The following is an 11217-nucleotide window of genomic DNA, read 5'->3' on the forward strand; positions in this document are numbered from 1 at the left end:
GAAACCTCGCCGCCAGTGCTCCTGGATCACCGACAGGTCCAAGGAAAGACACACTAGCCGGGTCGATCAGAATGTGGGTCAGGAGACCCAAGAGCCCTCACGGCACCAGGTCCTCAGAATAGATCGATTACTATAAGTGCCGGATCAACCCAGAAACACCTGGCACCTTGTAGTCTTACTATCGGAATGGAACATGACGCTCTTAGGCTGACCACGTTGTTCCCAAGCATGATCCAGCGCTTTCACAACAAAATCTGCATCCGGGCTGCACGACATGGCCCAGCCAACAACACGACAAGCATAAAGATCCAACACAACGGCCAGATAGCTCCAACGCTGGCCACTCCAGATATAAGGGATGTCACCAGACCTGATTGGGCTGGTCTGGTGTAAATTTGCGGCCAAGATGATTCGCAATATCAGGTCGCCCAACAGTCGCCTGCTTGTCAGCAGGAGGGTCTGACTGCTTGCAGATCAACCCCATTTCGCTCATCAAACACCGAACCTTGAAACGGCCGATGGTGACGCCCTCTTCGCCGAGCAACCCGTTGATTGAGCTGCTGCCAGCTGAGCGGCGACTCTTTTTGAAAAGGCGGCTTACCTGAGCTTTTAAGGCCAGACGCTCAACATCCACGCGGTGCCACTGCTGGCGGTATTCGTAGTAACTGGAGCGGCTAATATCAAACGCATTACAGACCATTTCAACAGGCATTTGCTCACTCAACTGGTCTATCAGCGCGTACGATTCATATCGTCCGACATCAAGAGAGCGATGGTCTTTTTTCGGATGGTTTTTTCCATCTCAAGACGTTTGCAGCGAGCCTCAAGCTACTGAATACGCTGCTGTTCTGGGGTTAACGCTTTGCCCTTAGGCGTTATTCCTTGACGCTCGTCCGCAAGCTGGTGAACCCAGCGTCGGAGGGCGCTTTCACCGACACCCAACGAGCTACAAGCTTGGTGATAGCTGTAGCCTTGATCCAGTACCAGCCTGGCAGCTTCTTGCTTAAATTCAGGCGAAAAAGTACGTCGTTTCTTGGTCATCAGACACCTCGCTTTTGGTGGCCATATTACCACCTACGTTGGTGTCCGGTTTTATTGAACCACTACAGGTTGGTGACTACATTCTGATTTTGCCGATGGCACTGGACTTTTTAGGCGTGTTATCCCGCTTATCGTCTGCTACTGACGGCTCTGTTGAGGCATCCGCCTCCACACTTGTATCTGCTTCTCCTTTTTGGGTTCCCATCTCAACCTCACCTTCCTCTTTTATGCTTGCCATACCAGGATCAACGGGCTCTTTGACGATAGCGTGTGCCTGCGGGTTTTGTGATGGGCGGGTCGACAGCCCTTGATTATCAGCATGGCGAGCCAAGCGTGAAATATCGTTGAGTAATGCCCCCGCCGACGCAAGGGCTTTTACCCGACTGGAAACATTACCGTTTGGAATGGCTGCCAGGTCGCGGTACAACTCGGGATAATTGTAGAAATTGACGGTCAATTTTAGCGGCATGGAAGATTCTGTCTCGTCTCCGTCGCTATCCTCCACGTCATCACTGACGATACTGCTATAGTGCCTTTCGGCGAGTGAATGCAATCGCTCACTGTCAACGGCAATGCCCCCCATTTCCCGCATCAAGCAGCATAGGTTAGCGAGATTGCGCAGACGCTCCGCACGGTATTTATTAGGGACGGACATGAGTTCTCTGTACAGATCACCATCGCGGCGGCGGTACAGCATGATGTTGATGACAAGCGGCTGTGATTGCTGAAAGTCGTGCATCACGGATTCTCCAATGATTATAAAGCTGGCGGTAATCAGTGCTACCACCAGCTGTAATGCCAATAAACGCTATCGTGCGGCCCAGCCGTGATAGCCCCGAGCGATGGACAGCACCGGATCAGAGGGCTGGATAATCTCGCAATGTGAGAAAATTCGCCGTGCTTCAGGTTCAAAAAATGCCCCACCGCCCCCTGCAACCACAACAGTATCAAGTACCGTATTTCGCATACTACCCGCAATTTCGCTTATAGCAGCCTGAGAGATTTCCAATGCGCTTTTTTGGATGTAAGGTTGGATGTCTATTTTCTGTCCTGCATAGCGTACTATATGCGAATTTGCGCGTATTAAACTTTCAATTTTTTCAGACTTGAGGCTCTTACCTGGTGCCGCTCCGTAGTCTGCGCTGACCAATTCAGCCACTCTATCAATAATCCGAGACGTTGCTAAAAGGGTTGTACCGGACAACTCAGCATTTAACTCCCCTTCTTCAAAAACTACAAAGTCAGTGCTATAAAAGCCAGGGTCAATGATGATAACACTACCTTCTGTTAATGCTTCTACGGTATCTTGATCGTCGTTACTTTCAGCGTAGTGAATAGCATCTAAAAATGCACCGCCTGGTTGTGGAATGACCTCAACTTCATCCACGGTTACGGTTCTCTTTTTAGCAACTTGATGCTCCCCTGCCATCATCTTTTTAATATCGTTTTTTAATTCTTCGTTCTGCCAATGCGTGACCGGCAACCCCGTCACTAAGCGATCTACCTGGCGATCATTTGTATATAATAACGCAGCATGGAAAAGTGCCTTATACTGCGTCGTTTTAATGTAGTTTTCCGTTATATCGCGTGAGCTACCCAACACTTTACCTGGTGCAATACCAGCGGCATATTCAACGCCATCTACCATAACAATGGTGGTATCAACATCACCGCCGGTAATGCCTTTAATCTGCCGATTGAATTGATCGAGGCGCGACACCCCTACAGGAAAGACGGACTCCTGATGCCCTTCATCGCCGCCTGAGTAAACCAGCTTGGTGTTGCTATAGCCGATATCCAGCCCTACGTTCGTACCCATTCAGACCTCCACGTTTCACTGTTAAACAGCTAAACCGAAGCGCAAGTCACTTCGCCTTAGAGAGTTTATTTCAAACTTTAAGGTTTGTAAAAATCAGTATTGCATCCATTGAGAAATGCTTCAACCCTCTCATTACCTTTTCAATTCCCACCAGTACTGGGGGAAGGTGGCAAATTTTTATCACTTCCCCCCAGTTGGGGGGAGAATTAAAAAAATTTGGCTATTTTTCCTATTTTCTGTTTCACCTCCCACCAGTAAGTAATACCCTGTGGGGAGCGAGGGTTTCCCCCAGGGTAATTTCATGGGGAGCGTCTGTTAGATATTGAGGCTTTGGAGGGCTATCTGGATGTCAGAATATGGTGGTAGCAACAGTTCAGGTAATTATTCGCTTGACCATTTGCATACGCTGCTTGCTGTGAACGACGAGGCAGAAGCCGAGCGTTCGGGTATTGATTTGGCTGAAGTATCTGCCGCGCTGTCGGATGCAGCCGATGGAATGCTTGAAGAAATTGAGCGGTCGATTTATCTGGCAGCCTTGGACTCACGCACGATGGCTGACTTATTTTGGGAAGAAAAAATGGAGCGCTTTGCAGCAGGTGATCCAGGTAAGCTCGGTATCCGTGTTCGCGTTAATCGAGGAACCTTGGAAGTCGTCTATTTCCGTGATGCGTTTGTTCGGAACTCTGACTCGATGCGCAAAGGTAAAACTTACTACGCTAAACATATTAAACGGTCTGGTAAGCATCATTATAACGCCCGAGACTTTAATGGGGCTGAAAGTTGGGAGCGAGAATTAGTTGCGGCGCACGAAAAAGACCATGCCAAAAATCGAAAAATTTTTTATGAGTTATCAAAAGCGCGAACAGCGCTGAAGGAGATCAAGAAGGTAGTTGAATCGCATAGAAAGTAGATAGCCTAATAAGTTATTTATTCATGACTCAAACACCTCTGCTTGTGAAATTTCTCTTTTTAAACCATGCCGCCGAATAATTTGATAATATTTGTTAGGCTTATCCTCTTTCATATTAAAGTGGTCTTAATTTCGTGTGCAGGCATACACAGAATACCGTCACAATGCTTTCCTTTTAAAAGAAAAATTGCAAAAGGCATTTATAAGCCATTATTCCACATAACAAACCAAAAGGTTTATAGAGCACGTTATGGTTCATGTAATCCTTGAAGGCGGAAGGAAGCTAATTCACTAGAAATCCGCCCCTCAGCGTCTTGGTCGGTTTTTCGGGGTGCGTAGAATCCAACGGACACCCGACATCGAGACAAGGAGGGCATTGTGCTCACATTAGTAACCAGCGATAAATCTGAAAACGCATTGTCACGGCTTGAGGATGAGCAGCAGATATTGGCTGACGATATCGCTATGGCATTTTTCAACCTGACGCCCGACATCACTGAAGATGCCGACTGTGGCGACGTTGCGCACGAAGCAGCAGCATTCTTTGCTGACGCCGGTATGCCCAAGGAGCTGTTCTTTGGTGAGCTACATACCAACGAAACGGGCGAAAACGTGATCATCGTGCCGCATTACTGGCTGGAGGTGCCGCTGCAAACGACGCGGATTATTGTCGATCTGACACTGCCTTTCTGGCTGACTGATCCTGTTGCCGACACGACGGATTTCGACATTCCAACCGTTCTCATCAAGCGCCTGAGCGAGGAGCGAGGACGAAAATACATTGGTGAGCGAATCGAGTTTCCCGATCTTGTTGGTGAAGCCGATAGCTCAGCTATTGCGTTGTATCCGCAGTGCCGATTTTGCGATGGCCTTGTTCGTCATTACCATCGCCTAAAGTAAGGGTTTCGAGATGGAGACACAGGTTCGAAAGAGACACCTGCTTGCGTTTCTGGATCGGTACGGCGTTGATTCTCCTGCATTGCAGTACGCGATCTCGCTTCTTTTGGACGCCCAGAAGCATATCCCTGCGGTGTCCGATTCTCCGTCCATAGAAAGTGTTGCGCTATTTGGCTTGGACGACGACGAATGGGAAGACGCGGTGCGAGCTGCCCGTCTTCAGCGCAAACTGGATGAGCTGTCTTCGCAGTTTCCGCTTATGCTGCTCTCGGATTCGGTTGTCGATGCCGATAGTGGTCGGATACAGCTTTGGGGCCGCCAGGTGATACGCCCATCGGTGCTAGAAGATCAGCTGGGTATGTCTATCGCCACATCCGATTGGCAGATCGTGATGGATGCCTTGCAACTGCTCCCGTCTTCCTGGTCGATGGTTCTGGAAATTTCTCGGGGGACGGCTTAATTTCGCACCGGCTTGGTCAAGCGCAAAAGTTGGTTAAGCTACTAGGTAAATCAACGTAACGAGGAAAATCTCATGAGCCGTCAAAACCGTTCTTTGCGCTGTTCACTGAAAGCTGTGTCACTTTTGCCTCACCGTCTAGTGCGTGCATACCTTGTTGACGACACGCCACATGGGAAGTATCGCCAGGCTTTTTCGGTGCAGGGTATTGTGTCTCTTTCCCCGATTATCGGCCTTTTTGTTTTCTTTTTCTGGCGGGCATTTGCGGGTGTCGGTATCGAATGGATCATGCCGTCGATTCTTGCTCTGGCAGTTGGCGGGGTCTTGATGGCCATCTCTACGGCTGGAAGATATATCAAGGAGGGAAGGATGCGGCGTTTCATCGGCTTGCAGCTATACGCCCTTTTCTGCTGGCTCCTGACGGCCTCTGTCGTGTTTTCTACCCCCTACCTGCTACCTTGGACTGCCTGATCCCACGCAGGCTCTCATAAAGGCTTACCCCCTTCTTGGGGGGTTTTTGTTTTTGCCTAGAAATCCGGTGTTCCGCTGGCCTGCCTGATCGTTTCCTGCGCGTACTCTGCCAGGGTACTTTTCATTCCAGAGGGATATTCATGTCAAAATCTACATCTTCGGCCACAGACGATCGTCGCGCGATGCACCTTGCGTTTGGCGGTATTATCGGCAGCGGATTTCTGGCAACACTTGCATTCGGTTTGCTGCTGAACGCCCAGACTGAAACGGCTAATCAACTCCAACAGACCAATGCAAAACTGTCTGACCTTGCCGATGCCATCAACACTTCCTCTGGACAGCAAACGCGCAATACTGATCTGGTGGCCGCTGTTGATCAGGTGATGCAGCAGCGAGCGCAGGCCGAGCAAGAGGCACAGCGCCAGGCATTGCTAGAGGGGTATGACAATGCCCCTACCGATTTGGAAGACGATACGCCCTGGACATACGGGGATGTTGACGCTCGCTTCACGCTGTACACCTATTCCGATCCCAACTGCCCGTACTGCCGTCAGTTTCACAGTACCCCTAAGCAACTTGTTGATAGCAGTCAGGGCGTGATGAAGGCTCAGTACCATCACATGACGATCATGGATGCCAACTCGACCACCCAAGCATTGGCGAGTGAATGCGCAGGCCGTCTTGGTGATAATCAGCATTTCTGGGCGCTTAGCGACTATATCTACGAGAATCATCAGGTGCGCGAAGCGGGTTTGCTCGATGTGGCTGAAACGATGGGTTTTGATCGTTCAGCGTTTCGTCAGTGTATGCAAAGCAGCGATGTACAACGCCATGTGGCTGATCTTGGGCGTGAAGCACAATCAAAAGGTGTTACGGGTACGCCGACATCGTTTTTGATCGACAACGAAACGGGTAAGGAAGTCCGTTTGTCTGGGGCGCAGCCGCCAGGAGCCATCATTTCTGCATTAAGGGGCATAATCGAACAGGAAAGCGCGGAGGCAGGAGCAGTCAATGGCCAACCCGCTGAACAGGAAGGTTAATAATGCTTCCCATTTCCCCGATTGCGATTGCCATTGGTGCCGCCCTCTTTCTGGCCAGAACAAACCTGGCAGGCTTGATAGGCGGTGCATTGCTGGGGATGGCATTGATGCACCTTTGGCCGGAATACTTTATGCCCGTTTATACCTGGGTCGGCGGCTTGTTGGATTCGCTGGGCATTGGCGACTGGCTGGGCGCGGCCAATCAGTCTGCTCCCGTGACATCCGATGCGACGCCTACTGCCGAGTAAAACGCCCCATTCATTTGTGACTGACGCCCTTTCAAGGGCGTTTTTTTGGAGCGGAACATGCTTCCATATCGAGTATTGCCAGCGATGGCACTTGGGCTTGGGCTTGGGCTCGCAATACCGCCTGCTCTGGGAGCGGCGAAAACAGTTATGTCTTCCGGCGATACTGTGTCGGATTCGACACACCACCACAACGTCCAGATCGTCGTGAGCCACGACTGTCAGCGTGCCTGGTATCCCGATATTGGGGATCGTTTGCAGATAGAGGTACAGGCAGCTCATTATCGGCCAGACCGACACCTTGCAACGATCACAGCTGAGCCGCTAGAACGACATGGGCGTTTTGCCGAGCCCCGACGACGACTCGATGTTTTGACAGCGGACGGTCAAGGGAATATGCCTCCAGGCGCGTCAGCACCTTGGGTCAATGCCGAGCTTTTGTCGGGTGCGTCATCAGTGAAGCCTACAGGATCGAAGCATCGTACCCCTTGGCGGACGCTACCAGACTGGACGCCCCCTTCATCACTTTCACAATTGAAGTCGGCTGGCGCGCAAACCTTGACAGACTCAGCGGATGAAAAAGCACAAAGCTGGCTTCCCCGATTAAACAACTCTGCTAAGTACTACATACACCCTTTAGTTGAAAAAGTGCGTTCCGTCATTAGTAAAGAAGGCGATGGCTCATAACATCGTTCTGTAAATGTTCTTACCTTCGGTATTTACAAGGCATGGCGAATTTTTTATGTGCTTTTTTGCATAATTTAGCTTTTTTAGTTGGTTTTATTCTATTAGGTGTTTTTAGTGCTTTTTTCCCTTTAACCATTCTTTGGGCTGTTTATAGCGTTTTTGCTCATATTGCTTCTTGGTTGTTCGCCGCCGGTGTTCGTCCTGTATGGCTAGAGATTGGCTGGGTGCCGCTATCCCAAAATACGTTGATTCATCTCGCTCTGGTGGTCGCCTGGGGGCTGCTGTGTCTTTTGGTTTGGAGTGGGGCGAAGCAAGCAATGAGACGCCGCAAACGGCAGTTGCGGCGTTTGGCCAAGGGGAGATTGGTGAAGGTATCGGCAGACCATCCTATCGCGCTCTATACACAACGTCTGTGCAAGCAACATCGTATCCGATGCCCACACCTCTGGGCCGCCGAGAATGCCTATGTGGTTGCTTTCGTCGTTGCGCCGCCAATAAGAAAACCTCACTTGGTACTGTCAGCGGGTGTTTTGCAGTTGCCGTCGGACATATTGCGCTGGGTGATCGCTCACGAAGTCGGCCATCTGGTGCATAGGGATGCCCGCCATGTGCTTGCTTGGCAGCGTTTCCTGGACAGCGTGCTTGCTTAGCAGCGCCTACGCTTGAAGGTCGTGAAGTGGATTGTTCGGCTATGTCGCTGGATACCGCTAGTGGGCCATCCTCTTTGCCGCTTGCTGGTTGGTTTTGAGCATCTATTCCAAACATTGGATAAAGCTGGCAGACAGCTTGGAGGTGCAGCTTACGAGATATTGGCACTGTGGGCGTCGCGGCGCAGTGAGTTTCGCGCTGACGCTTTTGCTGCGTCGCAGGAAGGTACAGAGCCAGGTATCGCGCTGTTCAGATCGTTGGCAGCGGCTACGATGTTTGAGCCCTCGCAGCGCCCCATCAGTCTTCACACACATCCGACGCACCGCGAGCGTGTGAAGGCGCTTAAACGCTTTAACTCAAAACCTCATAATATCAATTGAGCATTCATGCTTATGAGGAAAAGCAACTATATTTATAATTTCATAGCCTTATAATCTCAATTCATCATAATTCCAGCACCAATGATCGTGTTCTTCTCGTGCGCAAGACGAGGAAAATTCTTACCAAACAGCGCGTAAAGCATCGCCCAATCGGGCAGTGATACAACCGGGCACCGCAACGCGGTGCCCGGTTGATTTTGTTTCATACCCCTGATATTTTTTCCAGTATGACAAAGCGCGCCTATAAAAAACGGTTCTATCCTACTCCCGAGCAAGCTGAGTTGTTGGCGCAGTCGTTCGGGTGTGCCCGTTTTGTCTGGAATAATACCCTGGCCTATCGCACCGAAGCTTATCAGCAACGCGGCGAGTCGGTATCTCACGCCCACGCTGAAAAGCGTCTGCTAGAGGCTTGAAGGCGGAGTTTCCGTGGCTCAAGGATGTATCGAGTGTGATTCTGCAGCAAACCCTGCGCGATCAGAAAGCCGCCTTTAACAACTTCTTCAACTCCAAGCTCAAAGCGCGGTATCCACGTTTCAAGAAAAAGGATGGCCGCCAGTCGATCCGGCTGACCAAGGCGGCGTTTCGCAATCGTAATGGCTACATCACGATTGCCAAGATGAAGACACCGTTATCCATTCGGTGAAGTCAGCCACTGCCTTTACCATCACGCTTTCACGCGATCGTGCCGGGCGCTACTTCATCAGCTGCCTGTGTGACTTTGCGCCAGAAGCGCATCCGGTCACGCCCAAAACAGTGGGTATTGATCTCGGGTTGACTAACCTGTTCATCACCAGCGATGGCGTAAAATCCGGCAATCCGTGTCACCTGAAACGCTACGAAACGAAGCTGGCCTACTTGAAGTGCCGGTTGGCGAAGAAGCAGAAAGGTTCCAACAACCGCAACAAATACCGTCAGAAAGTGGCGCGGCTACATGCCAAGATCGCCGACTGCCGCCATGACGCCCTCAATAAAGCGACCCGCGCACTAATTAACGAAAACCAAGTCCTGTGCGTCGAGTCACTCAATATCGCTGGCATGATCAAGAATAATCGGCTCTCTAAAGCCATTAGCGATGCTGGGTGGGGCGCCAACTGGTGAAAGTGAGCCAGTGGTTTCCCAGCGGTAAGCTGTGTCATGGCTGCGGCCACAAGGTTGAGAAACTACCGCTGTCGCAACGTCACTGGCACTGCCTGGGGGGGTGGCCACCCCATTGACCGCGACATCAACGCAGCCAGGAATATACGAACCACCGTGGTGGCGGGGTTAGCCTGTGGAGCGGGGGCAGCGGCTTAGCAGCTGTCTAGTGAAGGCGTGTGGAAGCAGGAAGGTTCTGAGGGTGACCTTGGAGCCCCGCCCAAAGCGCGAAGCGCGGCGGGCGGGCGGGGAGTGTCGGATGCCAGGCTCATGCTTTTATGCTATAAAGATCATGTGACACGGCAGCTTGGCCAAGAGCTACCACTTTTGTCATGGCAGGAAATGCCGACTCGCAAGAGTCACGTCGCTTGTTCAGTGGCACTGCCCCGTCACCTGGACACCCGACATCAAAGCCCCGCTTCGGCGGGGCTTTGACTCTAAAGATCTGTTTGGGAGGCCGTCAGGTATGGTAAACAATCCTACAGCTCTGCTCGTTGGTCATGATGCAGTCAACCTTTCTATGATTGAGCTTGCCTGCAGTGACCAAACCTTCCCGCCCTCGGTGCCAGAACGCTTACGATGCGACGGAAGCACTTAATTTTGTTCAAAATATCAGAAACCCACTGACAAACCTTATTATCATCGACTTGGACACGGTGGGTGATTCAGGGATGATGCTATTAGAAGCGCTGAAGAACGGTGCTGATTATGGCCAAAGAAAGCACAGAACTAACGGTGAAGGAGGCTTATCACTTGGGCTGTGGTGGTTTTTTTCGCCAAACCAGAAAACAATGATGGGTGGCGCCGTGTAATAAAAATAACCACGGAATACTGGTTCACGCATTGCCAAGGGCCGAAAGATCGTGATTAGGGTGCTGATTTTGAGCTATCTGCATAAAAGCCCACCAGCGCGTATTTTTCAAGGCTGATTATGTGTGCTCAACTTCATTGGCTTCACGGAAATCACCGGATGGAATTGCGCATTATCTCATTTAAGCGCTGGCTTCATGCTCGCATGTCCCATGTCAAAGCCCCTGGTATCCATCATAATCGACGGCTTCCCACACTCGGCCACACTCATCAACGGCAAGGGAGCCTAGCTTGACATCAAGAGGGTTACGAAGTGTCTCCCTCCAGCCGACGACTTGGTTGTCGCACACCAGCACAATGCCTCTTGTAATGTTCGGATAGCCTGCCCGATATACTGCTGCGGCATAAATCACCTGGTTCATAAACCTCCCTGTCAGCATGTTATTCTTGCTACTCCCTATAGCATTGGCATATATACTAGCGATAGCAAGCTGATCGGTCACCTCCCATGCGTGTTGAGCTAGTGTATATACACTAACTCCCCATACCTCCAAAGCCCCCTTCCTTAAAACGTAATGACTCATAACCTCATTTTTTTATTTGAGTTTATAACCATTTGATAAAATACCCATTTCTTCATAAGCTCAGATAAGGTTCTTATACGATGGTGGAGATACA

Annotated in this window: 16 protein-coding genes and 1 pseudogene; 13 read left to right on the forward strand and 4 right to left on the reverse strand. The window is 50.6% G+C overall.

Annotation, left to right across the window (positions count from 1 at the left end; translation table 11 throughout):
- Positions 1 to 180 precede the first annotated feature (180 nt).
- From ACQE2I_RS18775 to ACQE2I_RS18785, 3 genes and pseudogenes are all read right to left on the reverse strand, one after another.
- Positions 181 to 1041 (reverse strand): annotated as a pseudogene (locus ACQE2I_RS18775) (IS3 family transposase); the annotation flags it as partial.
- 76 nt (positions 1042 to 1117) lie between these two features.
- Positions 1118 to 1843 carry a hypothetical protein gene (locus tag ACQE2I_RS18780; RefSeq protein WP_193057315.1) on the reverse strand — a complete coding sequence of 242 codons (726 nt, stop codon included), beginning with the start codon at positions 1841 to 1843 and terminating at the stop codon, positions 1118 to 1120.
- A 6-nt stretch (positions 1844 to 1849) separates the two neighbouring features.
- Entirely contained in the window at positions 1850 to 2860 is a 1011-nt protein-coding gene (locus ACQE2I_RS18785) for a ParM/StbA family protein (protein WP_192536164.1), read from the reverse strand.
- Between the two features lie 346 nt (positions 2861 to 3206).
- On the opposite strand from ACQE2I_RS18785, the gene mobI reads away from it, so the two are divergent.
- The 13 genes from mobI (at position 3207) to ACQE2I_RS18850 (ending at position 10541) form a co-directional block, all read left to right on the forward strand.
- Positions 3207 to 3770 (forward strand): conjugative transfer protein MobI(A/C), encoded by a 564-nt coding sequence (gene mobI, locus ACQE2I_RS18790; protein WP_192536165.1) that lies wholly within the window; start codon positions 3207 to 3209, stop codon positions 3768 to 3770.
- Between the two features lie 378 nt (positions 3771 to 4148).
- Positions 4149 to 4670: a hypothetical protein gene (locus ACQE2I_RS18795; protein WP_192536166.1), complete on the forward strand. Its 522-nt coding sequence runs from the start codon at positions 4149 to 4151 to the stop codon at positions 4668 to 4670.
- A 130-nt stretch (positions 4671 to 4800) separates the two neighbouring features.
- Positions 4801 to 5127, forward strand: a complete 327-nt coding sequence (locus tag ACQE2I_RS18800) for a hypothetical protein (protein ID WP_192536167.1) — start codon at positions 4801 to 4803, stop codon at positions 5125 to 5127.
- A gap of 72 nt (positions 5128 to 5199) precedes the next feature.
- On the forward strand, positions 5200 to 5595 hold the full coding sequence (locus tag ACQE2I_RS18805) for a hypothetical protein (protein WP_192536168.1): 396 nt from the start codon (positions 5200 to 5202) through the stop codon (positions 5593 to 5595).
- 140 nt (positions 5596 to 5735) lie between these two features.
- A complete protein-coding gene (locus ACQE2I_RS18810) occupies positions 5736 to 6635 on the forward strand; it encodes a DsbA family protein (RefSeq protein ID WP_192536169.1) in 900 nt (299 codons plus the stop codon).
- Between the two features lie 2 nt (positions 6636 to 6637).
- A complete protein-coding gene (locus ACQE2I_RS18815; protein ID WP_192536170.1) occupies positions 6638 to 6883 on the forward strand; it encodes a hypothetical protein in 246 nt (81 codons plus the stop codon).
- A gap of 725 nt (positions 6884 to 7608) precedes the next feature.
- The gene (locus ACQE2I_RS18820) at positions 7609 to 8217 is read left to right on the forward strand and encodes a M48 family metalloprotease (RefSeq protein WP_192536172.1); all 609 of its coding nucleotides are present in this window, start codon (positions 7609 to 7611) and stop codon (positions 8215 to 8217) included.
- Between the two features lie 60 nt (positions 8218 to 8277).
- A complete protein-coding gene (locus ACQE2I_RS18825; protein ID WP_193057317.1) occupies positions 8278 to 8595 on the forward strand; it encodes a M48 family metalloprotease in 318 nt (105 codons plus the stop codon).
- Between the two features lie 227 nt (positions 8596 to 8822).
- Positions 8823 to 9008: a helix-turn-helix domain-containing protein gene (locus tag ACQE2I_RS18830; protein ID WP_319643865.1), complete on the forward strand. Its 186-nt coding sequence runs from the start codon at positions 8823 to 8825 to the stop codon at positions 9006 to 9008.
- A 35-nt stretch (positions 9009 to 9043) separates the two neighbouring features.
- On the forward strand, positions 9044 to 9238 hold the full coding sequence (locus tag ACQE2I_RS18835) for a hypothetical protein (RefSeq protein WP_318781683.1): 195 nt from the start codon (positions 9044 to 9046) through the stop codon (positions 9236 to 9238).
- Positions 9235 to 9693: a transposase gene (locus ACQE2I_RS18840; RefSeq protein WP_318781684.1), complete on the forward strand. Its 459-nt coding sequence runs from the start codon at positions 9235 to 9237 to the stop codon at positions 9691 to 9693. The genes ACQE2I_RS18835 and ACQE2I_RS18840 overlap by 4 nt, the downstream gene beginning before the upstream one ends.
- A gap of 2 nt (positions 9694 to 9695) precedes the next feature.
- The gene (locus ACQE2I_RS18845) at positions 9696 to 9809 is read left to right on the forward strand and encodes a hypothetical protein (RefSeq protein ID WP_318781689.1); all 114 of its coding nucleotides are present in this window, start codon (positions 9696 to 9698) and stop codon (positions 9807 to 9809) included.
- A 459-nt stretch (positions 9810 to 10268) separates the two neighbouring features.
- Positions 10269 to 10541, forward strand: a complete 273-nt coding sequence (locus tag ACQE2I_RS18850) for a hypothetical protein (RefSeq protein ID WP_192536174.1) — start codon at positions 10269 to 10271, stop codon at positions 10539 to 10541.
- A gap of 213 nt (positions 10542 to 10754) precedes the next feature.
- Here ACQE2I_RS18850 and ACQE2I_RS18855 read toward each other — a convergent pair whose 3' ends face one another.
- On the reverse strand, positions 10755 to 10961 hold the full coding sequence (locus tag ACQE2I_RS18855) for an antirestriction protein ArdR (RefSeq protein WP_192536175.1): 207 nt from the start codon (positions 10959 to 10961) through the stop codon (positions 10755 to 10757).
- Positions 10962 to 11217 lie beyond the last annotated feature (256 nt).

This window comes from Halomonas sp. H2 (assembly GCF_050215315.1).
GTDB lineage: Bacteria > Pseudomonadota > Gammaproteobacteria > Pseudomonadales > Halomonadaceae > Vreelandella.